A 25,085-nucleotide genomic window follows, 5' to 3' on the forward strand; every position below is an offset into this window, starting at 1 on the left:
ATGAAGATGATTAAAATTTTATTCCTTTTTTCAATTGTGCTCTGCAGCGCCGCCAGCGTTGCGCAGGTTCAGTTTGATGCCAAAGTGAGTAAAAAATCGCTAGGCATAAACGAGCGCCTGCGGGTAGATTTTGAAATGAACAAAGACGGCGATAATTTTAATCCGCCAAGTTTTGATAATTTTCGGGTTGTGGGTGGCCCCAACCAATCCATCAGCAACTCCTGGATTAATGGTAAGCGTAGCTTTTCAAAAACATATTCCTATTTTTTGGCGCCACAATCCCGCGGAAAATTTACCATAGGTCAGGCCACTATTGAAATAGACGGCGAAACTTATAAAACACTTCCCGTTGCGGTTGAAGTTACCGCTGCCGTTGATGTTCCGAAAGATGGAAATAATTCAGAATATGTGGCGAGTGAAAATGTACATCTGGTTGCTGAAGTTTCAGACTCAAATCCCTATTTAAACGAAGCAATCACGGTAACCTACAAACTTTACGTTTCCCACGATGTAAGTATTACCAGTAATTGGCGCGAAATTGACACGCCAAAATATGCCGATTTCTGGAGCCAAAATATTGACAACCAAAATAATTTCAAAATATATGAAGGACAGTACGAAGGGAAAAATTACCGCTATGTAATTTTAAGAACCACCGTACTTTATCCCCAAAAAACCGGAGAACTTAACATTGAACCGCTTACGCTTGATGTCCCCATTGACGTGCCCGGAAACCGTCGCGATTTTTTTGGTAGGAGGGTGGTAGAGCGTGTCAACAAAACCATCTCTGCTGGAAACCGAACCATAAAAGTAAAACCACTGCCCATCGAGGGTAGGCCGGATGGCTTCAACGGTGCGGTGGGAGATTTCCAATTTGATTTTTCAGCGAATAAAACTTCACTTAACGCCAATGAATCTTTGGAATTGAATGTAAAAGTGACCGGTAAGGGAAATTTAAAGTTATTTGATCTTCCGAGTTTAAAATTGCCCAGTTCGCTGGAAGTTTACGAACCTGAGCACGAAGAAAGCATAACCACAACGAGCACAGGAATGCAGGGTTCGGTAACTGATACGTATACCATTGTTCCACAATTTAAAGGGAATTATCCCATAAATCCCATTACATTTTCATTTTTTGATCCAAAGACTGAGCGATACCGCACCATTTCTTCAAAAGAAATAATTATTGACGTGGAAAACGGGCCACTTACAGCTTCGAACCCCACGCAGAACGCTTCTGATACAAAAAACCCGATTGTTCTTTCAAAAGAAAATTTCAAATACATAAAACTGGATTCAAATTTACAGCCTATAGCACAGGAGCCGTTCTTTAAATCGGCTCTGTTTTGGTCACTGCTTGGCGGTCCATTCTTGTTGATTCCGCTATTTATTCTGGCAGGCAAAAAACGCAGATCGCGCTTGGCAGATGTGGAAGGAAATAAGCTTCGCAAAGCGAATAAACTTGCAAGAAAATATCTTTCAGAAGCGAAAAGAAATATTGGTAACACCGCTACTTTTTACGAATCTCTGGAGCGTGCGCTGCACAATTACCTAAAGGCAAAGTTGAATATTGAAACTTCAGAAATGAGCAAGGATAGAATTTCAGATTTATTGAAAGAAAGAAATGTGGATGACGCTGTGGTGAACGATTTTATAAAAATTTTGAAAAGCTGCGAATATGCACGCTACGCCAGCAGCAGCCAGGCCACAATCCAGCAAGATTACAACCAAGCGGTTGATATTATTTCAAATATTGACAAGCAAATACAGTAAAATGAGGAAGATGAAAAAGTTGCTGTACCTATTTTTTTTGGTTTCAATAATGAGTTTCGGACAAAACGCCCAACTTTTTGACCAAGGAAAAGAGCTTTATAAAAATGGGAAATACCAACAGGCTATTGAATCCTGGATGCAAATTCTGGATAAAGGCGAGCATTCCGAAGAACTGTATTTCAATTTGGGAAATGCGCATTATAAGCTTAACAACATTGGACCCAGCATCTATTATTACGAAAAGGCATTGCAACTGGCGCCTAACGATAGTGAGGTTTTAAACAATTTGGCTTTCGCCGAAAATGCCCGGATTGATGCAATTGAGCCACTTCCGCAGACTGTTTTTTCGAAATGGTATGAAAGTATTTCTGGAATTTTTACTTATAACGGTTGGGCAATATTGGCCGTGCTGTTTTCTATCCTTTTTGTTACCTTATTTCTTCTTTATTATTTCTCTTCGGGAGAAAGGAAAAAGCGGTTGCTCTTTTCAACTTCAATAGTTAGTATTTTCTTACTGGTAGGCGCTCTTGTTATGGCATTTGCAACTTTCGGCGATTCTAAAAATAATAAACCCGCCATTATTTTTTCTGAAGAAACCGAGATTAAAAGTGAACCAAAAATGGGCAGTTCCACGGCATTTATTCTTCACGAAGGAACCAAAGTCCAAATAACCGCCCAAGAAGATAGCTGGTATAGAATTGAACTTGCAGATGGTAAGGATGGCTGGATACCCGGGTCTGACCTTAAGCAGCTTTAATTTTTATATTACAGTAACAGCGATTTAGAACACTTTTAGTATTTTTGGTAATCTTAAATTCTTCAAATTGAAAGTACCCAGTATCATATTAATGCTTGTTTTTGCCAATTTTCTCTTGGCGCCGGCGGTAATTAAGCTTACTGGAATGAAGTATGATATATCTTCGTATTTTTCAATGAACGAGGAAGAAAACTCCAGCAAATCAACAAAACTTTCCTCTGAATTTAAGACAGATGACCATAAATCAAATTTGGTCACCATTCTATTTTTGAAGAAACAGAAGGAAAAATTTCAATATTATCTCATTAATTACAAATTGGTATTTCTTGAGGTTGTCTCTCCCCCTCCCAAATTCGTCTAGGCAAACCTTCTGCCGCGGATGCTACCTTAACTTTCTCAAAAAAAACAGCATGCGTCTGAGGCAATCAACTTGCCACTTTTTAGTCTCATCAAACTTCTTATAAATAATGCGAGGAACTTCGCATTCAAAACATATATTCATGTTCAAACATTTAAATAAAGATATTCCCGCCAGTATTGTAGTGTTTTTTGTAGCACTGCCCCTATGTTTAGGAATTGCACTGGCCAGTGGCGCACCGCTTTTTTCCGGCCTCATTGCAGGTATTGTTGGCGGTATTGTGGTTGGTTCCATTAGTGGTTCAAAAGTTGGCGTAAGTGGTCCCGCGGCGGGCCTTGCTGCCATCGTACTTACAGCGATAGGCACATTGGACGGTTACGAAAATTTTCTAGTAGCCGTAGTGCTTGGGGGGGTAATTCAATTAATTTTCGGAATTATTAAGGCCGGTATCATCGGTTATTATTTTCCCTCCTCTGTAATTAAGGGTATGCTTACCGGTATTGGGATAATCATCATTTTAAAACAGATTCCCATCTTTTTTGGTTATGATGAAGAATCTGCGTGGGATCTTGAATTTTATGAAATTGATGGCGGAAATACCTTTTCAGAATTATTTGCTATTATTGGCAATATAACACCGGGCGCAGCTTTAATTGGTATTGTAAGTCTTGTTTTATTGATACTTTGGGAAAAGGTGTTGAGCAAACAATCAAAAATATTCCAGATAATTCAAGGGCCCTTTGTGGTGGTAGTCTTGGGTATTTTGTTCCATTTACTTGTTCAAGGAGATGAAACTCTTGCTATTACGGGAAAACACTTGGTAGAAGTTCCTGTACCCGAAAGCTTGGATTCCTTTTTGGGGCAATTCAGTTTCCCGAATTTTGACGTCGTCCTGCAACTCGATGTTTGGATTGTAGCTTTTACTATTGCGTTGGTTGCTAGTTTAGAAACCCTTCTGTGCGTGGAGGCAGCAGATAAAATTGATCCCCACAAAAATGTAACCCCTACCAATAGGGAATTGCTTGCGCAGGGTACTGGTAATATCGTTTCTGGACTCATTGGAGGATTGCCAATAACGCAGGTAATTGTAAGAAGTTCTGCGAATGTACAATCCGGCGGGCGCACAAAACTTTCAACTATAATACACGGATTTTTGCTCTTAATTTCAGTAATACTAATTCCGCGATTTTTAAATATGATTCCGCTTGCGGTACTTGCTGCCATCCTGCTCATGGTTGGTTACAAACTCGCGAAACCTTCTTTATTCAAGAAAATGTACCAATTGGGCTGGAAACAATGGCTTCCTTTTTTGGTAACCGTTGTGGGAATCGTTTTTACGGATTTACTTGTAGGTATAGGCTTAGGACTGGGAATAGGCATTTTGGTAATTGTTATCAAAAGCTATCAAAACTCGCATTTTCTTCATAAAGAAGATAAAATCAATGGGCGCCAAAATATGAAAATGACCCTTGCAGAAGAGGTGACTTTTATTAACAAAGGTGCAATTTTAAACGAATTGGAACGATTGCCGAAGAACACTGCTTTGGAACTTGATATTACCAAAACCCGCTTTTTGGATTACGATATTATTGAAATTTTAGAAGATTTTCTTTACAAGGCGAAAGAACGGAATATTTCGATTACCTTAATATCTGAAAGCGGCACCATCAATAATCCTGATAGCTTTATTGATGTAATTGACGTTGACCAAAAAACACAATAACTTCAATAATAGAAAAATTTTTAAACGAATTATAAAATAAATAATAACTATGAAAGCACACACAAAAGAAACCCAAGCCACGATGACGCCCCAAAAGGCATTGCAATTTTTAAAGGAAGGCAACCAAAGGTTTCAGAATAATTTAAAAGCGAACCGAAACCTGCTTGAACAGGTAAACGATACCAGTGAAGGTCAATTTCCATTCGCTACAATTTTAAGCTGCATAGATTCCCGGGTTTCTGCGGAACTTGTTTTTGATCAAGGCCTCGGCGATATTTTCAGTGTCCGTATTGCAGGAAATTTTATAAATGAAGATATTCTTGGAAGTATGGAATTTGCTTGTAAACTGGCTGGAACCAAGCTTATTGTGGTTCTTGGCCACACAAGTTGTGGTGCCATAAAAGGTGCTTGCGATGATGCCAAATTGGGCAACCTTACTGGCATGTTATCAAAAATAAAACCTGCCGTTGAGGATACAAAGGAGCCAAAAGAACAAAACCTCCGCAATTCAAAAAATTCAGAATTTGTAGATGCCGTAGCCGAGAAAAACGTTGCCATGGCGATCGAAAATATTCGAAAAATGAGCCCCATTTTAAAGGAAATGGAAGACAATAACGAAATTGATGTCGTTGGCGCTATGTACGACATCAACTCCGGCGGCGTACGTTTTTTTGAATAGCTAAAGACTGAAAGCAAAATAGCGCTTCTGCATAAAATTAACTGGAGGGATTTTCTGGATTTTCAAAAAGTCCCTCTTTTTCTTCGTCAAAATTTTCTGTTTCGTATTCGTTGATTTCTTCCATTACTTTTGGCAGAATAGCCGGTGCAATTGCAACTATTGTGGGATATAACTTTGAATCTTCCCGTTCTGTATCAGAAAGAATTCTATAACTTTCAGAAGAATTAACGAGCATAAAGACAACACTCAGCAAAAAGGAATATTTCAGCACATTAAAAATTCCGCCAAAAATTTTATTGAATATCCCCAGCATCGCAAAATCCGCGACTTTTGTCAATATTCTTCCCAAAATTGAAAAAAGAATCATCACCAAAACAAGCGTTAAAATGAATGCCACCGCACTGGTAGTATCTGCACTCCAGTCAAACCAGCGTATCAAATAATCGCCCACGGGCTCCCTGAAAAAAAGGGCACAATACACGCCGACAACAATACCTACCAAAGATGCCAAAGCCCGCAACAGCCCTTTGCTGAATCCCATAAAAAACGCGATAATCAAAATAACTCCAATAATGACGTCGAGTGTATTCATACTTCTAATTTTCATATAAAGATACCAATTAATAAGCATCGAGTTGGATTTTCCCCATTTCAGAAGAAATATTTACCGAGCATACATTATGGGTTAATTTATTTGAATTTCAAAATCCATAATTAACAAGTACATTTGTAGCATAAATTTTTGAAAGAATGGCGCGCGACGAACAATTACGGGAACGCTGGGATGCAGTGGTGAAAATGCTGGGAGACCGTTTTGCCGATGGGCAAATTTTAAACCTTGATGCTATTATATATTTAATAGGAATCCAGGAATTGGGGCAGCTGCATCGTAAGTTCAAAAAAGACGAAAAGCTCAACTTAATGCACATTGCCATTTGCAGGCTTTTGGAGCCGTATGGGTATTATGAATTTGATTATTTTGACGAGCAGGGCTGGCCACATTATAAAATTTTGGAACAATTGCCTACGCTAAAAGCGGGCGAACAAAGCGTTTTAATGAAAGAAGCCATTGTCCATTATTTTTTGGAAAAGGAAGTGATAGTTTAAGGTGCAAATACCATTTACAAATGATAGAAAAAATAAAAGAACATTTAGCCGAAGTTGAAGCATTTTCCTCCACAAACAAAGAGGAGATTGAAAACTTCCGTATAAAATATTTAGGTAGAAACGGTCTGTTGACAGGCTTTTTTGCAGAATTCAAAAATGTACCGAACGATCAAAAAAAGGATTTTGGCCAGGTAATCAATGCCCTGAAAAATGCTGCGGAGAACAAAGTCAATTCACTGAAGGAAGCCATTGAAAATTCACAGGAGTCAAAAACGGTTTACGGAGATCTTTCGCGTCCCGGCCAGCCTGTTGCGCTAGGTTCACGGCACCCCATTTCGATAGTAAAAAACAGAATTATTGAAATTTTTTCGCGCATAGGCTTCAACGTTTCCGAAGGTCCAGAAATTGAAGACGATTGGCATAATTTCACCGCATTGAACCTGCCAGAATATCATCCCGCACGGGATATGCAGGATACTTTTTTCATCCAAACAAACCCGGACGTTCTGCTGCGCACGCATACTTCTTCAGTTCAGGTTCGTTACATGGAAAATAACAAACCTCCTATTAGGACCATTTCGCCTGGACGGGTTTATCGCAACGAGGCCATCTCTGCCCGGTCCCATTGCTTTTTTCACCAAGTGGAGGGGCTTTATGTTGACAAAGGTGTAAGTTTCGCAGATTTAAAGCAAACGCTTCAATATTTTACTACCGAAATGTTCGGGAAATCAAAAATCCGTTTGCGCCCTTCATACTTTCCGTTCACGGAACCAAGCGCAGAAGTGGACGTGTATTGGGGCCTTGAAACCGAAACCGATTATAAAATGACCAAAGGCACCGGTTGGCTGGAAATTATGGGCTGCGGAATGGTAGACCCAAATGTTCTGAAAAATTGTGGCATAGACCCAGAAATTTACTCCGGATTTGCTTTTGGTATGGGGATAGACAGGATTGCACTCTTGCTCCACCAAATTCCAGATATACGGATGTTCAGCGAAAATGACGTTCGCTTTTTGGAACAGTTTAAAAGTGTGCTTTAAATTGTATCTTTAAAAAAATCTTTTTATGAAAAAATATCTTGCCATCGCGCTTTTAATAATCGTTGCGCTTGCTGTTGCCTACCTTACTTTCGTAATCGCGGCAATTAAAATCGTAGTTGGTGCCATTTTGCTCGGTATAATGTGCATTGCCCTTCTCGCAGTGTGGATTATGTGGAAAACCAAAGATTAAAGGATGCGGAAGGATATTGAAATCCCCAAGGCAAAAAACGTACACATAGTTGCAGTAAAAGAATGGGACAAAGATTTTACTGGACAACAATGGAATGTATACGTCATCAACAATCGCGAAGATGCAATTGATACGGTTTTGGTGATGTCCCGCGGAGCGAGTGAGGACAGAAAAACGGCAACATTGCGCCATAATATGGGAACACTCCAGCCTAAAACGGCTTCAAAAGTTGAATTTATTACCACCGAAGTTTTAGGATTTACTAATGAATATTTATTGACGTTTTTTGCCGAAAACAAATTGTTTGAGCGAAAATTCACTTTTGCGCCCCATAGTATTTTTGAAGAAAATGCTGAAGAGATCCCAGTCTTGGAAGTTGAGGGGATACTGGCGAGGTAAAAATTTTTCTGAAGTAAATATTCATAAATAGCCGATGCTAAAAGTTGAAATCGATTCCTTTTCCTATTCTGAAAAAATCATTTTAAAGGATATAAATTTTACGCTGAAGGCTGGCGAACACCTCAGCATTTTGGGCGAAAGCGGTTGCGGTAAGTCAACACTTCTCCATCTTATCTACGGCTTGCTTCATTTGGAAAATGGGAAAATTTACTACAATAACAAACAACTTCTTGGGCCAAAAAACGCATTGATTCCCGGCGAGCCATTTATGAAATTAGTAGCGCAGGAATTCAATATTATGCCCTTTAGTACGGTAGCGGAAAATCTGGGTTCGCACTTATCCCGCTTGGATGAAGAAAAAGATGAAAAGCGCATTGATGCACTTTTGTCCACCGTTGAAATGGAAACTTTTAAACATACGCTTGTAAAAAATTTGAGTGGCGGACAAAAACAGCGCGTCGTATTGGCAAAAGCCTTGGCAAAAGAGCCGGAAATTCTATTGCTCGACGAACCTTTTAGCAATATTGACGTTTTTAGAAAAAATAAATTGCAACGAAAAATCTTCAATTATTTACGGGAAAAAAACATCAGTTGTATCACCGCAACCCATGACAGTGAAGAGGCACTATCATTTTCAGACCAAATTATGATGCTGAAAAACGGAACTATGGAAATGTACGCAACACCGGAATCTATTTACAATGACATTTCTACCGAATACCAAGCTGGATTTTTTGGAGAAGCGAATCTGCTTCCAAAAAGCGTGCTTCATTCAAAAGAAAATTCTTCAGAAGAAATCATTGTTTTTCCGCATCAATTAAGGATTTCAGAAGAAAAAACGCAGCTGCTAGTGCACGTAATAAAATCCTATTTTAAAGGAACCCATTTTTTAATTGAAGCGATTTTTAATGGAAAAATCATTTTCTTCAATAGCACATCCCAATTAAAAAAGAACGAGGATGTGTATTTGCAATATTTGGAAAATGCCTAAACCACCACAATCATTTTTCCTTTGTTTTTCCCTTCAAAAAGATCGAGAAACGCTTTGGGAATGTTTTCAAAACCTTCAACGGTAGTTTCCAAATAATTCAACTTATCTTCTTCCATCCATTGCGCCAACCGTTTTTGGGCGGGACCAAAATCCTTCACATAATCCCTCACGATGAACCCCTGCATTGTCAAGCTATTCTTTATTAAATATTGCTCCACACGCGGTCCAGTCTGCGTTTCGGTTTCATTATATAGCGAAATGGCACCGCAGTTAATAATACGCCCATATCTATTCATATTTGGCAGAGCAGCATCAAGCATTTCGCCGCCCACATTATCAAAATAAACGTCCACACCATCTGGGCAAGCCTTTTCAATCGCCTTTTTCATATCTTTTGTGGTTTTATAATTGATGCCTTCATCAAAACCGAATTTCTCCGTGATGCGTTCAATCTTTTCATCAGTTCCAGCGACACCTACCACTTTGCAACCTTTTATCTTCCCTATTTGCCCAACGATGCTGCCCACAGCTCCGGCAGCTCCGGAAACCAAAAGCGTTTCGCCTTTCTGGATTTTTCCAATTTTTTTAAGTCCCAAATATGCCGTCATTCCAGTAAGTCCCAAAACACCCAAATATGCTTTGAGCGGGGCCTTTTCATTGTCAACTTTGTTAAGACCATTCCCATTTGAGGTCTGGAATTTTTTCCATTGCAACATCCCGTTAACAAATTCTCCCTTTTTGAAATTTTTGTTATTTGATTCAACAACTTCAGCGATGATACCGGATTCTATGGGTTCACCCACTTTAAAAGGCGGAATGTACGATTCCTCATCGCGCATTCTACCACGTAAGTAGGGATCTACAGATACAAATTTTGTTCTCAAAAGTATTTCGCCGTCTTTGGGTTTCGGTTTTTCGATATCCGCAAATTCAAAATCTTTAAGCGAAGGTTTTCCGGTGGGTCTTTTCTTGAGCAGAATTTCTTGGTTCATTCTATACTATTTTTGAAATTAATTTTCAGCTGAAACGTAAAATTACCATTTAAAAATGCAGGATATTCCTGCTTTTGATTTATTTAAGAAAAATTCAGAATAAACACTTCAAGCTATTTTTCTGAAAAGATTAACGAGTTTAAGCACACTGCACAATACCTTTGCACCAATTAAAAAATTGAATTGAAGGCGCCCAAAAATATTCTGAAAACAACATTCTACGATCTTGTGGAATACTTTAAAAGTGCCGATTTTTCAAAGGCAATCTTGTTGGGTATTGCGCTTACCATTCCCATTTTATTGGGAATAAAACTGGATATGCTGCCTCTTGGCATCACGATTACCGTGGGTGCTATGCTAGCTTCTCCCAGCGATGTAAGCGGAAGCATACACCACAAGGTTGCCGGTATTTTATTGGCAACGCTTCTGGCTATGGCCGTAAGCTTGATTGGCGCATATCTTCATCTTTCCCTGTGGCTTTTGTTTCCAATTTTGGGAGTTTTGATGTTCGGCATTTCCTATATTTCCATTTACGGTTTTCGCGCTTCGCTTATAAGTTTTTCGGGGCTTTTTGCGCTTGTGCTCAGCTTTTCAAATATTTCAAACACTATGCCTCCGTATGAGCGCGTGCTGTTGATTGGCGCGGGAGGAATTTGGTATGCTTGTTTGGCTTTTGCCTGGCACTATATTTATCCTAAAGGACAAACGGAATATTTTCTATCAAAAACCCTAAAACTTACCGCAGACTATTTACGCACGCGAGGCGAATTGGTTGGAGAAAACAAGGATAGAAGTGAGCTTCTAAAGAAATTGCTAACCACACAGACCGAATTAACGGCAACCCACGAAACACTTCGTGAGATATTGATTGCCAGCCGTACGGTCTCGGGAAAATCTGATTATGAAGGAAAACGGTTGCTTATTTTCGTACAACTGGTGGATATTCTTGAGCTGGCAATGGCAAATCCAGTAAATTATGATAAAACCGATTTGCTCTACAAAAGCCAGCCGCACCAGCTCCAGAATTTTCAGGATTTGCTTTTTGCCATGAGCCGAAGGTTAACCGCCGTTGCGGCCTACATTTCTACACCCAAAAAGCTTCGGAAAAGCGATGCGATGCAAAGTTATTTGGAAAAAATAAAGAATGACATTTCGAAATACAGAGCTACCGTAGAAAGTAAAGCAGATGAAAATGTGCTTATGCTTCGGAATCTTTACAAATATCAAAAAGACCAAGTAAAGAAAATCCGTAAAATTGAATGGTTGCTGAGCAATTCAGACAACAGTAACATTTCGTTTATAAAAAAAGAGGACGCCCGCAGATTCTTGACGAAACAAAACTACGGATTGCAGGTTCTAATCGAAAATTTCAATCTCAGCTCCCCTATTTTCAAGCATTCTTTGCGGTTGGGCGTTATGACAATGATAGGATATGGTGTGGGAATGCTATTTTCATTACAAAATCCGTACTGGATTTTATTAACGCTTATCGTTATTATGAGGCCCACGTATGGGCTTACAAAATCACGTTCCAAAGAGCGAACCATTGGCACATTAATAGGTGGCGTAATTGCGGTTGGGATTGTTCTGCTAACCCAAAATGTAATGGTTTACGGCATTTTGGCCATAGCCACGCTTGTAATTGCCTTTTCAATGGTACAGCGCAATTATAAAGCCGCAGCGACTTTTATTACATTGAGTGTTGTATTTATTTACGCGCTGTTGCGGCCAGATATTTTCAATGTTATTCAATATCGAATTGTGGATACGCTCATTGGCGCAGGACTGGCGACGGCCGGAAATTTACTGCTGTGGCCAGCGTGGGAAATCCACGGAATTCACAAAACACTTTTGGACACCATTGCTTCCAGCAGGATGTATTTGGAAGAAATAATCAATTTTTACAATAAGAAAGGAACAATTTCTTCCGAATATAAACCGTCACGGAAGAAGGCATTTTTGGCAATGTCTAAATTGAGTACGGCATTCCAGCGAATGACGCAGGAACCAAAATCCCGGCAGCAAAATTTGGATAAAGTCTATGAAATAGTAGTGCTCAACCATACATTTCTATCTTCCTTGGCTTCGCTCAGTACATTTATAATGAATAGGCCCACGACTCCGGCTTCGTCAAATTTCAATAAGGTTACCGGCAGAATTGTGCAGAATCTATTGCATTCCGAAGCTATTTTAAATGAAGAAATTTCAGTGGAGGGAAATTCTGAAAAAGAAGAAGATATTTTTGAAAACACCTTTGGAAAACAAATGCGTGTTGAAACCTCCAGTAAAAGTAAAAAAGACGAAGCAAATTTGTACGTGCAATTGGAGGAAGCCCACCTCATCCGCGAACAATTGAAATGGCTCTTGGCCATGAGCGAAAAAATGCCGAAGTTGTTGCGGGAAATATAGATTTACTTCACCTTATTGATTTTATAAGTAATTCCGTTCAGCACAAATTCCTCGTCCTTCTTTTTGCCGGAAAGCAACATTCCCACTGGAGAATTGAGCGCCACGCAAAGATAGTCTGCCTTCTCAATAGAAACCGAGCCAATAGAAAGACTGATAAAATAAATAAACCTATCCGTGTAAACCAAACTGCCCAAACGTGCGTAATCTGATGTTGCTTGTAAGTCTATTTTTTTAAGAAGTTGTAGGCTTTTTTCAATTTCCACAAGCTGTTTGCCCGTATTTTCACGGTCTATCTGTAGCATTGCACGGCCAGTCTCGTGTTTATCGCCACTACTGCTTTTCGACTCTTCCAAAAGCGATTCCTCAATGTCTGCAATAGTTTGTTTAATTTTCAAATAGCGATTGTCAACCTGCTTTTGGCAATGTTGCAGCAATACAGATTTTAAATCTACTATGTTCATTTCTTCTTTTTCTTTTTATCTTCTTTTGGTTCCTTTTTCTCTAATGTAAATTTCCCGTGGTAGCGCATTTGCTGTACCACCCATTGCGTTCTGCGGGCCACGTAAGGGCCGGGCGGGTTTGCCCTATATTTTTGCGGGCTCGGTAAAATTGAAGCAAGTGCGCCCGCATTTTCGCGGCTCAATTTAGCTGCGGGCTTTTTAAACCAATAATGTGATGCTGCCTCTGCACCAAACACGCCATTGCCCATTTCAATACTGTTTAAATATACTTCCAAAATTCGCTCCTTGCTCCAAAGAGCTTCAATTAAAAGCGTAAAATACGCTTCCATTCCTTTTCTGAACCAGCTTCGTTCGGGCCAAAGAAAAACATTTTTTGCGGTCTGTTGCGAAATGGTACTTCCGCCCCTAAGCTTTTTTCCTTTTTTATTGTTCTCCAAAGCCTTCTCAATGGCTGCGCGACTGAAACCGTTATGGCTTAAAAAATTTTGGTCTTCGGCGCAGATTACTGCTAGTTGAAGGTTGGGTGAAATTTCTTCAATGGGTATCCAATCGTGCCGCGTTTCATATTTTTCATCGCCCTCAAAAGCGCGGATTGCCATAAGCGAAGTGTACGGCACGGGCACGAATTTGTACAGAAGCACCCACAAAACGGATAGCCCCACAAACCAAAGAAATAATTTTAAAAAGAATTTGAGTATTTTTTTAATCATAATAAATCTGCTAAGTTTTTACCAATGGAACTGCCTATGGCCACGCCCATTCCGCCCAGGCGCACGCCACAAAACACATTTGTTGAAACGGGTTTTATTATTGGTTTTTTCTGTTTTCCCATTCCCATAATACCGCTCCATCGTTGATCGATTTCAAATTTTTGTTTGGGCAAAATTACATTTTTAAGCAATCGCTCTAACGTATTTTGAACTAAATCCGTCAGTTCCATTTGGGTTGTTTCCTCAGTTTTAAAGTCGAGATTTCTACCTCCGCCAAAAAGGATTCTATTCTCAACATTTCTGAAATAATAGTAACCCTTTTCAAGATGAAATGTGCCTTTTATCTTTAGATTTTCAATAGGTTTTGTGATTAATACTTGTGCCCTTGCGGGCTCTACATCTTCCTTTAAAAATTGCTTCGCAAAACCATTTGTGGCAATGAAAACTTTATTTGCTTTTATTTCTGAAGAATTTAATTGGAGCAAAACCTCCGTACCCTTATCTTCCACGGTATCTATTTTTGAGCCATTCAATATTAAAATGTTTTGCTCAGCTGCTTTTTTAAGAAGCCCGTACATCATTTTACCCGTGTCTATCTGTCCTTCAAATTTGCTGTAAATAAGGTTATTCTTAATATTTTCAAACCCGAAGGTATTTTCCTTTAAAGAAAAAATTTCATCCTTAAAAATAGGCTTCAGTAATTTATTCACTTCATTTATTTTTGATCTACAGCGTTCAAAAAGTTCAGAATCTTCATTTGTGAAAAGCTCATAACCTCCATATTCTTGATAATCCAATTGCCTTTCTCCCAAAGTTTCGCGCAGCAATTTCAAACCTTCCACCCTATTCTCCACAAGTTGGACAACCTCTTCCTCGGAATGGTTTTTTAAATCCTCAAGAATTTCAGAAATACTTCCGAAACAAGCAAATCCCGCATTTTTGGTGCTTGCGCCGCTTGGCAATGTTCCACGTTCAAATATGACAATTTTGCTTTTGGGATATTTTTTCCGAAGCTCCAAAGCGCAGTTTAACCCCACAATGCCGCTGCCAACAATAGCAAAATCAATGTTGGAAAGCCAAGTTCTATATTCCCAATAAGAAAAATTCATATAAAAATTTAAATCAAAAAAGCACCAAATTCCAAAGATACCTTTTTTGGGATTTGATGCTTTTTGAAAGTTTTCAGTATTTAGTAATAGTGGGCAGTAAATAACTGTCTATTTCGATTGCTAACTTCGACTTATTACTCCTCTTCCGGCTCATTCATTTTGAATGTATTCATAAAAGCGGTAGTGTAGTTTCCAGACACATAATCCGGTTCATCCATAAGTTGGCGGTGGAAAGGAATGGTAGTTTTAATGCCTTCAATCACGAATTCGTCCAGCGCGCGCTTCATTTTATTGATGGCTTCTTCCCTTGTTTGCGCAGTGGTTATCAATTTTGCAATCATGGAATCGTAATTTGGCGGAATGGTGTAACCAGCGTATACGTGCGTGTCCAGACGCACACCGTGGCCGCCCGGCGCGTGAAGGACGGTTATTTTTCCCGGTGACGGACGAAAATCATTATAAGGATCTTCCGCGTTTATTCTACATTCTATGGAATGAAGTTGGGGCGTATAGTTTTTACCCGAAATGGGAACGCCAGCGGCAACCAAGATTTGCTCGCGAATTAAATCATAATCTATAACCTGTTCCGTGATGGGATGTTCCACCTGAATACGGGTATTCATTTCCATGAAGTAAAAATTTCGATGCTTATCCACCAAAAATTCTATAGTTCCTGCGCCTTCATATTTAATAAATTCGGCTGCTTTTACAGCTGCTAGACCCATATCATTTCGAAGTTTCTTCGTCATAAAAGGACTAGGCGTTTCCTCGGTGAGTTTTTGGTGGCGACGTTGTACGGAACAATCGCGTTCACTTAAATGGCATGCTTTTCCAGTGCTATCGCCCACAATTTGGATTTCAATATGGCGAGGCTCCTCAATGAGTTTCTCCATATACATTCCATCATTCCCAAAGGCCGCAGATGCTTCTTGGCGTGCGCTTTCCCAAGCTTTTTTCAAATCCTCCTTTTTCCAAACCGCGCGCATCCCTTTTCCGCCTCCACCAGCAGTTGCTTTTAGCATTACCGGATAGCCTACCTCTTCAGCCAGCTTTTCACATTTTTCGTAGGATTCAATAATACCATCACTACCGGGAACAGTAGGGACACCAGCAGCTTTCATAGTGGCTTTGGCAGAAGCCTTGTCGCCCATACGCTCAATCATTTCTGGAGAAGCGCCGATAAATTTTATTCCGTGCTCTTGGCAGATTCTGGAAAATTTAGAATTTTCAGATAAAAATCCATACCCAGGGTGTATTGCGTCCGCATTTGTAATTTCTGCGGCAGCAATAATATTCGACATTTTTAAGTAGCTAAGGTTGCTGGGTGGTGGGCCAATGCATACAGCTTCATCTGCAAAACGGACGTGCAGACTTTCTTCATCAGCTTTTGAGTAAACAGCAACCGTCTTTATACCCATTTCTTTACAGGTTCGAATGATACGCAACGCGATTTCGCCCCTATTTGCAATCAATATCTTTTTAAACATAACTTTTCATTAAATGACAAATACCAAAAAACAGATTCCATAGAAGTGTTGGAATTTGAGATTTAGGATTTGAAGTTTATATTTATGATGGATCTACTAAAAATAAGGGCTGGTCAAACTCTACCGGAGAAGAATCATCAACCAAAACTTTTACTATTTTACCCGAGATTTCACTCTCAATTTCGTTAAAAAGTTTCATTGCCTCAATAACGCAAAGCACGTCGCCCACGCTCACAGTATCGCCAACCTCAACAAAAACAGGTTTGTCTGGGGACGGTTTTCTGTAGAAAGTACCTATTATGGGTGATTTTATGGTTACATATTTTGAATCTGCATCAGTTTGAGCTGGTGCTGCTTCTGGAGCGGCAGCAGGTTGTTGTTGCATTTGGGGTTGCTGCTGCATTTGAGGTTGCGCCGCCATCGCAGGAATTTGCTGAATGTAAGTGGTCTCGCCCTTACCTTCTTCAGATCCTGTTTTGATTGTAATTTTTATGTCTTCGGTTTCGAGTTTAACTTCACTGGCGCCGCTTTTTGCCACGAACTTGATTAGATTTTGAATATCTTTTAAATCCATAGTTTAAATTTTTAATCTGTGTTGTTGGGTTATATTATTTTGAATCGTAGGCCCATTTAAGATAAACGGCACCCCAAGTAAAACCTCCACCAAATGAGGCAAATACTAAATTATCTCCTTTTTTAAGTTGTTTTTCGTAGTCTGCCAAACAAAGTGGCAATGTTGCTGAAGTAGTATTTCCATATTTGTGTATGTTTATCATCACTTTTTCTTCTGGCAATTTCATTCTTGAAGCTGCTGCATCTATTATACGCTTATTGGCTTGATGGGGTACTAACCAGTGCACGTCCTTGCCCGTAAGATTGTTGCGATGCATTACTTTTTCGCAAACGTCCGCCATATTTGACACGGCAAATTTAAAAACCGTTTTACCTTCCTGAAAAACGTAATGTTGCTTATTTGAAACAGTTTCGACCGTAGGAGGAAGTAAAGAGCCACCCGCATCAATTTTAAGGAATGGTCTTCCCACGCCGTCAGATCTCAGGTATTCGTCCCTTAGTCCAAGTTGCTCTTCATTGGGCTCAAAGAGAACAGCGCCGGCGCCATCTCCAAAAATTATACAAGTAGTCCTATCTGTATAATCAATTATAGAAGACATTTTGTCCGCACCAATTAAAAGAACTTTTTTATACTTTCCAGATTCTATATAACGTGCCGCAGTTGACATTCCAAAAAGAAAACTGGAACATGCAGCAACCAGATCATATGAAAAAGCATTAACGGCGCCAATTTGTGTGGCCACATAAACCCCCGTTGCCGCTACTGGCATATCTGGAGTGGCGGTAGCCATAATGACCATATCAATATCGGCTGGGTCAACGTTGCTTTTTTCTAGTAAATTTTTTGCGGCCTGAATGGCCAAATATGAAGTTCCTTTATCTTTATCCTTTAATATTCTTCTTTCTTTGATTCCGGTTCGTGAAGTAATCCATTCATCGTTGGTATCTACCATGGTTTCCAAAACTTTGTTTGATAAAACGAAGTCTGGCACGTAGCTCCCTACAGCGGTAATAGCTGCTGTGATATTATTCATAGAATTTAATTAAAATTCAAAAAAAGGCCTAAAAACCTTTAAAAGTGAGGAAAATTACTAAATTTTCTTCTGAAAAAGGTAAAATCCCTGCTGTTTTTGGCTCCGCAAAAAGTTAAAAACAAAAAAACCCTCACTTTTCAGTGAGAGTTTTAGCCTGTAATTATATTAATTAAGCTTCTACTTCTTCCGTTTTGTCAATTACAACTTGACCTCGGTAGTACATTTTACCTTCATGCCAGTGAGCCCTGTGAAAAAGGTGTGATTCACCAGTTGTTGGGTCTATTGCAATTGTAGGGGCAGTAGCTTTGTAATGCGTTCTTCTCTTATCTCTTCTGGTTTTCGAGATTTTTCTCTTAGGATGTGCCATTGCTATTTATTATTTATCCGTTAATAGTTTTTTTAATGAATCCCATCGGGGATCTGTTGTATCGTCCTCCGGCTCAAACTCTTCGGTTGATGCCTTTGGGCTTAATTCTTCAAGTTTATCGAGTATTTCGCTCTTTAATGTTCCGTCTTGAACGCCCGGGTGTATCCTGCGGGCGGGCATTGCCAAAACTATAGACTCGTAAACGTATTGCTGAATGTTCACTTCATAACTTCCGTGTGGCAGTATAAGTAAATCTTCATTTTCATCATTGTACTCCTCTCCAAATTTAACCACAAAATGATATGTGCCAGAAATTATCTGGTTATACGGCTCGTTTGTTACATCGCACGCGACATTGACAGTTCCGTTGAAAGTCAACGTAAAATCCATTAACGTGCTCATTTTTTCAAGAAGTACATCGAGTTTAATGTTTGCATCATTAAATTCTTCATACTCAAAATGCTCAAAGAACGCTTTATTCAGTTCAAAGTTAAAATGGTGTTTTCCTAACTTCAGCCCCACGAATGGGATGGTAAATTCTTTCAGATCCTTCATTTTCACACCTATTTGAGACCTTAACCTTACGGATAAGGCGGGTGCAAAGATAAAAATTTTTTTTAATCAGAAATTATTATTTCGATTTCTTTTTTGTATATAATTTTTTCTTTGCCGGTTGTAATGGATTTTTCGAAATCTCAGCGTATTGCGCGCGTGTTTCAAAAATTGAAATTGCGCTGAAGACGGCTTCTCTAAAGGATTCACAGTTGGCTTCATTTTTACCGGCCAAATCAAAAGCAGTTCCGTGATCGGGCGAAGTCCTAACTTTATTGAGGCCTGCGGTAAAATTTACGCCCTTTCCAAAAGACAATGTTTTGAAAGGCACCAATCCTTGGTCGTGATAGCTCGCAATGATTGCATCAAAATTTTTGTAATTGAGGCTGCCAAAAAAACTATCCGCGGCATATGGTCCAAAAACCATCTTCCCATTTTTACGAATATTATCCAATGCAGGCCTCAACAATTCATCATCCTCGGCACCAATAACACCATTGTCGCCATTGTGTGGATTTATGCCCAATACAGCGATTTTTGGCCTTTCAATACCAAAATCGGTGACCAACGTGTGGTAAATAGTATTGATTTTTTTATCGATGCGTTCACGGGTAATATTTTTAACTACATCTTTTACTGCCACGTGGTCCGTCAATAACCCGACCCTAAGATCTTCAGAAATCATGAGCATCAAACTTTCGCCCTGCAGTTCTTTCGCCAGAAAATCTGTATGCCCTGGAAAATTGAAATCTTCAGATTGTATATTCGATTTGTTTATGGGAGCGGTGACTAGCGCGTCTATTTTTCCGTTTTTCAATTCAGAAACCGCTGAGCGCAATGATTTTATTGCATACTCGCCGCCCGTTTTATTTTCTTCTCCAAAGGTTACGTCCACGTGTTCTTTCCAAACATTGAGCACATTTATTTTTTTGGGGACCAAATCTTCAATTTTATCGATTCCGTGGAAGTTGATATCAATTTCAAAATGCTTTTTGAAAAAAGACATGAGTTTTACCGAAGCGAAAATAACCGGGGTACAGAATTCGAGCATCCGTGCATCCTCGAAGGTTTTAAGAACAATTTCACTCCCTATGCCATTGATGTCGCCAATGGATATTCCTACTACAATTTTATCCTCTTTGCTCATTACGCTAGCGCTTTTATAATTCTTATTTTTGCGCTACAAATGTAATTAAATACACCGATGTTTACAGGAATTATTGAAACGGTTGCTAAAATTGCCAAACTGGAAAGTGACGGCGGAAATTTGCACATTACCATACAAAGTCCACTTGCGCAGGAGTTAAAAATTGATCAAAGCGTATCGCACAACGGTGTGTGCTTAACTGTTGTTAAAGTAAAAGATGATTTTTATACCGTAACGGCTATTGCCGAAACCTTGCAAAAAACAAATTTGAAAAATTTGAAAAAAGGGGAGTCCATAAATTTAGAGCGCGCAATGAAGTTGGGCGATAGGCTCGATGGTCACATTGTTCAGGGACATGTGGATGGAATGGGCATTTGCAAAAATATTGAGGAAGTTGGTGGGAGTTGGATTTTTACTTTTGAATATGATAGCTCCCATAATCAAACCGTTGAAAAAGGCTCCATTACTGTAAATGGTGTAAGCTTGACCGTTGTGAATTCCAAGAAAAACGAATTTAGCGTAGCAATTATTCCGTATACGTTTGAAAATACAAATTTTATGGATTTAAGAATAGGCGATTCCGTGAATCTGGAATTTGATGTAATAGGCAAATACGTGAAACGTCTTATGCAGGGCTATTTGTAGATTGTGAATGCTTGTAAATAAAATAGATACCGAGTAATAATCCTAACACCATTAAAATCCAAATAGAATCATCTATTGGGAACTGTGGAGCATCAACTTCATATTGTTCATCTGGTGGTGGGGGCGCCGCTTTATTGGCTTGCACCAAAAACAATAAACTGTAAATTAAAAAACTCATGGTTAAGTATTAACGATTTGGGATCGTAATTATGCGCCTAAAGTAATAATTTTTTTTATTCCCGACCAAAAAACTTCATTATCACTATTTTAATAAAAGTTTTGATTCAGAAAATTCTTTCAAACTTTATCCTTATACGATAAGGAAGCCCTTTTGGATTTAAAATAAAAAAGCCCTGCATAGCAAGGCTTTATAAATGTGGTCCCACATGGGCTCGAACCATGGACCCTCTGATTATGAGTCAGATGCTCTAACCAGCTGAGCTATGGGACCGATAATGGTCTGCAAATGTAAAACACTTTGCAAATACGGCAAAACTATTTTTGGTTATTTATTTCTTGGCAGAGTTCTACCAATACACCGTTGGCCGATTTTGGATGCAAAAAAGCCACCCATTTATTGTCTGCGCCTTTTTTAGGTTCTTCATTTAAAAGTATGAAACCTTCATCCTTTAGACGTGCCATTTCAGCTTTTATATCATTCACCGCAAATGCGATGTGATGAATCCCCTCTCCCCGCTTCTCAATAAACTTGGCTATTGCGCTATTGCTATTTGTTGCTTCCAACAATTCAATCTTGCTCTCGCCACATTCAAAAAAAGAGGTTTCTACGCCTTCACTTTCCACTTTCTCACTTTTATAAGGTGGTTTGCCCAAAAGTAATTCATAAATTTTATTGGCTTCGTTGATGTTTTTTACGGCTATGCCTATATGCTCGATTTTATTCATATTCTTAATTTTACAGATTTTCAAAAATACAAACTAATTAATTCTGAATTTGAACGCGCCTGTGAGAACCGTTATCATTAAGTGCGATTAATTGTGCTATTTTTGCATTATGGAAGAAAGTAACAGACAAAAGAAAATTGCGGGCGTTCTGCAAAATGACCTTGCCAATGTGCTGCAAGGTATGCTTCGCGAAGCGGGACAAATGGGAATTATAATATCGGTGAGCAAGGTAAGCGTGACCACGGATCTCTCCATTTCAAAAGTTTTTGTGAGCGTTTTCCCTGCCGATAAAGCAAAAGTTATTGTTGAAGAACTAAATAGGTTAAAGCCGCAGATAAAGCATCAAATAGCGCAGCTTACAAAGAACCAACTACGCAAAATGCCAGACATCCATTTTTATAATGATGATTCTTTGGAATATATTGAGCGCATAGATAAAGCTGTAAAAGGTGAGGAAAATCCGTTGAAAAATCCTGATTTGCTTCCCAAAAGAAAAAAATCATAACTTGAATTTTTCCCTTTATATCGCCAAGCGCTATCTTTTTTCAAAGAGTAGCAACAATGCCATCAACATAATTACCATTATTGCGGCAATTGGTGTGGTGGTGGGTGCAATGTCTCTGTTTATAGTACTTTCCGGATTTTCTGGTCTTAAGGATTTTAGCCTTCAGTTTACGAATGTTTTTGACAGTGATTTGAAAATCCTGCCCGAAAGTGGTAAAACATTTACATTTTCCACTGCCGAAGCGAAAAAACTAAAACAGATTGATGGTATTTCAACATCCTCCCAAATAATCGAGGAGCGCGTATTTCTACATTTCAAAGGAAAAAACCACATTGCATATATAAAAGGTGTAGATGAAAACTACGGAAATGTAACCATTCTGGACAGTATTATGATTGCTGGAGATTGGATGGTGCCAGGCGAAAATGAAGTGGTCATCGGGCTTGGCACTTCCTCGAAACTTTCGCTTGGATTTCGGGATTATTTAAATCTTTTGGAAATTTACGTCCCAAGGCCAGGCACGGGCCAAATAAATACGCTCGATCCCACACAGGCTTTTAATAATGAAAAAGTGGTTGTTTCAGGGGTATATCAGGTAAACGAAGATTTGAATTCCAAGTACGTTTTTTCAGATTTGGAATTTGCCCGAAATCTACTTTCACTGGACAGCACCAAAATTTCCTCTATTGAAATAAAATTGAAGCCCAATGCTTCCGAAGAAAATGTGCGAGCTGAAATTGCAAAAATTTTTCCCGAAGGAATTCTTATAAAAAATCGAATCCAGCAGAACGACGCGCTCTACAAAATGTTGAATACCGAAAATATTGCAGTGTATTTGATCTTTACGTTGGTACTCATCATCGCACTTTTCAACGTAATTGGTTCCATTATTATGATGGTGCTGGATAAGCGGAAAAACATAAAGACGCTTTATAATATAGGCGCTTCACTGAAGGAAATACGCAGGATTTTCTTTTTGCAGGGAACGCTGATGACCGTTTTGGGCGGAACGCTTGGTATTTTTTTGGGAATTATTGCCGTGCTCGCACAACTTCAGTTTGAATTTGTAGCAATTACAAGTACATTGCCTTATCCAGTAAAATTGGAGCTTATCAATATTTTACTCGTTTTTGTAACCATTAGCGTGTTGGGAATACTGGCTTCCGCAATTGCGGCGAGCCGTGTCCGGGAAAAGTTGTTGATATAAACTTAACCAAAAGATAATTTGATTTTAAGAAAATTTTAACTTAACATTGGTTGAAGATATCCCATAGAAAAAGTTTAACCGTTAAAATTCTTCATTATGAAAAATCAAATTTTGCGTGGCACCACCTTTTTTAAGGTAGGATTTCTATTTTTTTGTCTTTATTCAATTATTCTCTTTTTAGCCAAGAGGATGATAAATTTTCTTGCGGTACTCTTAAAATGGAAGATGTTCATTTACGTGATCCTTTTTATGGAAACAGTAAAGCCCTTTTGGATGTATTAAGGGAAAATGGATATTATATGCCTGAAGATTATCTGGAGAATCTGGATACTTATGGTAATTATATAGGAAGAGATGAGAATTAACAAAATAAGGCTGCTGCTCCTATAATTAGGGAAATTCCCATAAAAGCGTGGGTATGGCGTAACGATAATGGCACGGGGAATATTAGTTTAACGCAAGTTTATCAAGTTATAGATAAACTAAATGAAGTCTTTGGAAACACCAATTTAAGGTTTTACTTACTTTGTGATATTGGCGAAATAAATTATAGTCTATATACCAATGATGGGGATGGCCATTTTAGTGGTATATGTTTAAGTAATAAAGTTTTTGGGGCGATAAATGTTCACTTTATTATTAACAGCAATACCACAGCGTGGGCAGGTAAGGCAAATCGACCAAGTGATTCCGAAGCTAAAAGATTTTCTTGCGTGGTTCATACATTAGATTATGGTGTTTCAAAGATAGGTTCTATACTGGCTCATGAAATTGGGCATACATTAGATTTAGACCATACCCATAATGCCTCAAGAAGTATAGGTCATGATAATAATGGAGGTTGTGGTGATTGCCTGCAAGAATCTGTAAGCAGAACCAGGAGACAGGAAATAGGATGTACCGGCACGTATAACAAACTTAAATGTGAGGTTAATGGGGACTATTTTTGTGATACTGCTGCAGATCCAGAAATATTAGGTTTAGTCGATAATGATTGTAACTATACCGATACTTCATATACAGATAACTGGGGTGATGTATGGACACCAAACACAAATAATGTTATGAGCTATACTTATTACAATTGTCGTAACTATTTTTCCCCTTTGCAAATTGGTAAGATGAATTATTACTATAACCAAATAGGTATAAACCATCCTTTCTATTCCTTAAGTGGCTCCAATTATATCTGTAGTGGTCAAACGGGCTATTATTCTGTGGCCAATCTCCCTGGGGTTTCTAGTTATTTTTGGGAAACTTCAAGCAATCTTTCCATTACAGGTGGTCAGGGCACAAATAGTATAAGTGTACAGGCATCAAATAATGATGGAGGTTATGTAAAGGTTACTCCGGGATGTGGCTATAATTCAAGGACTAGAACGATTGGAGATTTTTATTCTTTCCAGATTAACGGTTATGATACTGCTTGTGCGCAGAATGGTTTTAATTACAATTACAATGTAGCGCCACTTTCGGGGGCAAGTTATTATTGGACTATAACGGATGGGATTATAAATTATGGCCAAGGTACAACAAATGTAAATATTAAACTCCTTCCCAATCCATCAAACCAGACTTGGCTTACATTGCAAGTAACAGGGCCGTGTTCTTCCATAACCTATAGGCATAAAATAATTACCCACGGAGATCCACCACCAGCGGAACAATGTTTTGCCCCAGATCCCGGCAAGCCTTTTGCAGAAGAAAATATGCAAGAATTTATTAGTGAAGAAGAAATTAAACTATACCCAAATCCAGCCGTAGCAGAAGTGAGTATATTTTGGCCTTTAAAAGAAATATATGGAATAAATGTAAGGGATGCACAAGGAAGAATATTGTTTCAACAATATAATATTTCAGAAAATAAATTTCATCTAAATCTTCAAAATTATCCAACCGGAATTTATTTTATCTATTTGACAGTAGATAATGCTACCATAATAAAAAAATTAATAATTAAATAA

At 38.8% G+C, this 25,085-nt stretch carries 29 protein-coding genes and 1 tRNA gene; 16 read left to right on the forward strand and 14 right to left on the reverse strand.

Annotation, left to right across the window (positions count from 1 at the left end; genetic code table 11):
• The 5 genes from KIV10_RS02710 (at position 1) to KIV10_RS02730 (ending at position 5,290) form a co-directional block, all read left to right on the forward strand.
• A complete protein-coding gene (locus tag KIV10_RS02710; protein WP_214111943.1) occupies positions 1-1,773 on the forward strand; it encodes a BatD family protein in 1,773 nt (590 codons plus the stop codon).
• 49 nt (positions 1,774-1,822) lie between these two features.
• On the forward strand, positions 1,823-2,530 hold the full coding sequence (locus KIV10_RS02715) for a tetratricopeptide repeat protein (RefSeq protein ID WP_246516161.1): 708 nt from the start codon (positions 1,823-1,825) through the stop codon (positions 2,528-2,530).
• Between the two features lie 67 nt (positions 2,531-2,597).
• Positions 2,598-2,891, forward strand: a complete 294-nt coding sequence (locus tag KIV10_RS02720; protein ID WP_214111944.1) for a hypothetical protein — start codon at positions 2,598-2,600, stop codon at positions 2,889-2,891.
• Positions 2,892-3,030: 139 nt separating this feature from the next.
• The gene (locus KIV10_RS02725) at positions 3,031-4,611 is read left to right on the forward strand and encodes a SulP family inorganic anion transporter (protein WP_214111945.1); all 1,581 of its coding nucleotides are present in this window, start codon (positions 3,031-3,033) and stop codon (positions 4,609-4,611) included.
• Between the two features lie 49 nt (positions 4,612-4,660).
• Positions 4,661-5,290: a carbonic anhydrase family protein gene (locus tag KIV10_RS02730; RefSeq protein WP_214111946.1), complete on the forward strand. Its 630-nt coding sequence runs from the start codon at positions 4,661-4,663 to the stop codon at positions 5,288-5,290.
• Between the two features lie 37 nt (positions 5,291-5,327).
• Here the strand turns inward: KIV10_RS02730 and KIV10_RS02735 are convergent, their stop codons facing one another.
• Positions 5,328-5,882: a CvpA family protein gene (locus KIV10_RS02735; RefSeq protein WP_214111947.1), complete on the reverse strand. Its 555-nt coding sequence runs from the start codon at positions 5,880-5,882 to the stop codon at positions 5,328-5,330.
• Positions 5,883-6,040: 158 nt separating this feature from the next.
• On the opposite strand from KIV10_RS02735, the gene KIV10_RS02740 reads away from it, so the two are divergent.
• From KIV10_RS02740 to KIV10_RS02760, 5 genes are read left to right on the forward strand one after another with little or no spacing between them, the layout of a single operon-like run.
• On the forward strand, positions 6,041-6,397 hold the full coding sequence (locus KIV10_RS02740) for a hypothetical protein (RefSeq protein WP_214111948.1): 357 nt from the start codon (positions 6,041-6,043) through the stop codon (positions 6,395-6,397).
• 20 nt (positions 6,398-6,417) lie between these two features.
• Complete coding sequence (pheS, locus tag KIV10_RS02745; protein ID WP_214111949.1) at positions 6,418-7,437, forward strand: phenylalanine--tRNA ligase subunit alpha; 1,020 nt, start codon at positions 6,418-6,420, stop codon at positions 7,435-7,437.
• A 25-nt stretch (positions 7,438-7,462) separates the two neighbouring features.
• On the forward strand, positions 7,463-7,627 hold the full coding sequence (locus KIV10_RS02750; protein WP_214111950.1) for a hypothetical protein: 165 nt from the start codon (positions 7,463-7,465) through the stop codon (positions 7,625-7,627).
• Positions 7,628-7,630: 3 nt separating this feature from the next.
• Positions 7,631-8,026, forward strand: coding sequence for a hypothetical protein (locus tag KIV10_RS02755; RefSeq protein WP_214111951.1), 396 nt, complete (start codon positions 7,631-7,633; stop codon positions 8,024-8,026).
• 34 nt (positions 8,027-8,060) lie between these two features.
• Positions 8,061-9,017 (forward strand): ABC transporter ATP-binding protein, encoded by a 957-nt coding sequence (locus KIV10_RS02760; RefSeq protein WP_214111952.1) that lies wholly within the window; start codon positions 8,061-8,063, stop codon positions 9,015-9,017.
• Here the strand turns inward: KIV10_RS02760 and KIV10_RS02765 are convergent.
• Positions 9,014-10,009, reverse strand: a complete 996-nt coding sequence (locus tag KIV10_RS02765) for an NADP-dependent oxidoreductase (protein WP_214111953.1) — start codon at positions 10,007-10,009, stop codon at positions 9,014-9,016. The genes KIV10_RS02760 and KIV10_RS02765 overlap by 4 nt on opposite strands.
• 183 nt (positions 10,010-10,192) lie before the next feature.
• Between KIV10_RS02765 and KIV10_RS02770 the strand changes: the two genes are divergently transcribed.
• Positions 10,193-12,418, forward strand: coding sequence for an FUSC family protein (locus KIV10_RS02770; RefSeq protein WP_214111954.1), 2,226 nt, complete (start codon positions 10,193-10,195; stop codon positions 12,416-12,418).
• Between the two features lie 2 nt (positions 12,419-12,420).
• Here the strand turns inward: KIV10_RS02770 and KIV10_RS02775 are convergent, their stop codons facing one another.
• The 9 genes from KIV10_RS02775 to pdxA all read right to left on the reverse strand — a co-directional run bounded on the left by KIV10_RS02775 (position 12,421) and on the right by pdxA (position 19,858).
• Positions 12,421-12,879: a 3-oxoacyl-ACP synthase gene (locus tag KIV10_RS02775; RefSeq protein WP_214111955.1), complete on the reverse strand. Its 459-nt coding sequence runs from the start codon at positions 12,877-12,879 to the stop codon at positions 12,421-12,423.
• Entirely contained in the window at positions 12,876-13,589 is a 714-nt protein-coding gene (mtgA, locus tag KIV10_RS02780; protein WP_214111956.1) for a monofunctional biosynthetic peptidoglycan transglycosylase, read from the reverse strand. Before mtgA ends, KIV10_RS02775 begins: the two co-directional genes overlap by 4 nt.
• Entirely contained in the window at positions 13,586-14,698 is a 1,113-nt protein-coding gene (locus tag KIV10_RS02785; protein WP_214111957.1) for an NAD(P)/FAD-dependent oxidoreductase, read from the reverse strand. The genes mtgA and KIV10_RS02785 overlap by 4 nt, the downstream gene beginning before the upstream one ends.
• Before the next feature lie 134 nt (positions 14,699-14,832).
• Positions 14,833-16,185 carry an acetyl-CoA carboxylase biotin carboxylase subunit gene (gene accC, locus KIV10_RS02790; RefSeq protein WP_214111958.1) on the reverse strand — a complete coding sequence of 451 codons (1,353 nt, stop codon included), beginning with the start codon at positions 16,183-16,185 and terminating at the stop codon, positions 14,833-14,835.
• 82 nt (positions 16,186-16,267) lie between these two features.
• Positions 16,268-16,759, reverse strand: a complete 492-nt coding sequence (accB, locus tag KIV10_RS02795; RefSeq protein WP_214111959.1) for an acetyl-CoA carboxylase biotin carboxyl carrier protein — start codon at positions 16,757-16,759, stop codon at positions 16,268-16,270.
• A 34-nt stretch (positions 16,760-16,793) separates the two neighbouring features.
• The gene (locus KIV10_RS02800) at positions 16,794-17,792 is read right to left on the reverse strand and encodes a beta-ketoacyl-ACP synthase III (RefSeq protein WP_214111960.1); all 999 of its coding nucleotides are present in this window, start codon (positions 17,790-17,792) and stop codon (positions 16,794-16,796) included.
• A 169-nt stretch (positions 17,793-17,961) separates the two neighbouring features.
• Complete coding sequence (gene rpmF / locus KIV10_RS02805; protein WP_214111961.1) at positions 17,962-18,159, reverse strand: 50S ribosomal protein L32; 198 nt, start codon at positions 18,157-18,159, stop codon at positions 17,962-17,964.
• Between the two features lie 9 nt (positions 18,160-18,168).
• Positions 18,169-18,714, reverse strand: coding sequence for a YceD family protein (locus tag KIV10_RS02810; protein WP_214111962.1), 546 nt, complete (start codon positions 18,712-18,714; stop codon positions 18,169-18,171).
• Positions 18,715-18,790: 76 nt separating this feature from the next.
• Entirely contained in the window at positions 18,791-19,858 is a 1,068-nt protein-coding gene (gene pdxA / locus KIV10_RS02815; protein WP_214111963.1) for a 4-hydroxythreonine-4-phosphate dehydrogenase PdxA, read from the reverse strand.
• A gap of 57 nt (positions 19,859-19,915) precedes the next feature.
• Between pdxA and KIV10_RS02820 the strand changes: the two genes are divergently transcribed.
• Entirely contained in the window at positions 19,916-20,503 is a 588-nt protein-coding gene (locus KIV10_RS02820; protein WP_214111964.1) for a riboflavin synthase, read from the forward strand.
• Here KIV10_RS02820 and KIV10_RS02825 read toward each other — a convergent pair.
• From KIV10_RS02825 to mce, 3 genes are all read right to left on the reverse strand, one after another.
• Positions 20,484-20,681: a hypothetical protein gene (locus tag KIV10_RS02825; protein ID WP_214111965.1), complete on the reverse strand. Its 198-nt coding sequence runs from the start codon at positions 20,679-20,681 to the stop codon at positions 20,484-20,486. The genes KIV10_RS02820 and KIV10_RS02825 overlap by 20 nt on opposite strands.
• A 199-nt stretch (positions 20,682-20,880) precedes the next feature.
• Positions 20,881-20,954: transfer RNA gene (locus tag KIV10_RS02830), tRNA-Ile, on the reverse strand.
• A gap of 44 nt (positions 20,955-20,998) precedes the next feature.
• On the reverse strand, positions 20,999-21,409 hold the full coding sequence (gene mce, locus KIV10_RS02835; protein ID WP_214111966.1) for a methylmalonyl-CoA epimerase: 411 nt from the start codon (positions 21,407-21,409) through the stop codon (positions 20,999-21,001).
• A gap of 109 nt (positions 21,410-21,518) precedes the next feature.
• Between mce and rbfA the strand changes: the two genes are divergently transcribed.
• The 4 genes from rbfA (at position 21,519) to KIV10_RS02855 (ending at position 25,085) form a co-directional block, all read left to right on the forward strand.
• Complete coding sequence (gene rbfA / locus KIV10_RS02840) at positions 21,519-21,914, forward strand: 30S ribosome-binding factor RbfA (RefSeq protein ID WP_214111967.1); 396 nt, start codon at positions 21,519-21,521, stop codon at positions 21,912-21,914.
• Between the two features lies 1 nt (position 21,915).
• Complete coding sequence (locus KIV10_RS02845) at positions 21,916-23,121, forward strand: ABC transporter permease (protein ID WP_214111968.1); 1,206 nt, start codon at positions 21,916-21,918, stop codon at positions 23,119-23,121.
• 152 nt (positions 23,122-23,273) lie between these two features.
• Complete coding sequence (locus KIV10_RS02850) at positions 23,274-23,486, forward strand: hypothetical protein (RefSeq protein WP_214111969.1); 213 nt, start codon at positions 23,274-23,276, stop codon at positions 23,484-23,486.
• Between the two features lie 348 nt (positions 23,487-23,834).
• Positions 23,835-25,085, forward strand: coding sequence for a T9SS type A sorting domain-containing protein (locus KIV10_RS02855; RefSeq protein WP_214111970.1), 1,251 nt, complete (start codon positions 23,835-23,837; stop codon positions 25,083-25,085).

The sequence above is a fragment of the Aequorivita echinoideorum genome (genome assembly GCF_018476645.1).
In the GTDB taxonomy this organism is placed as follows: domain Bacteria; phylum Bacteroidota; class Bacteroidia; order Flavobacteriales; family Flavobacteriaceae; genus Aequorivita; species Aequorivita echinoideorum.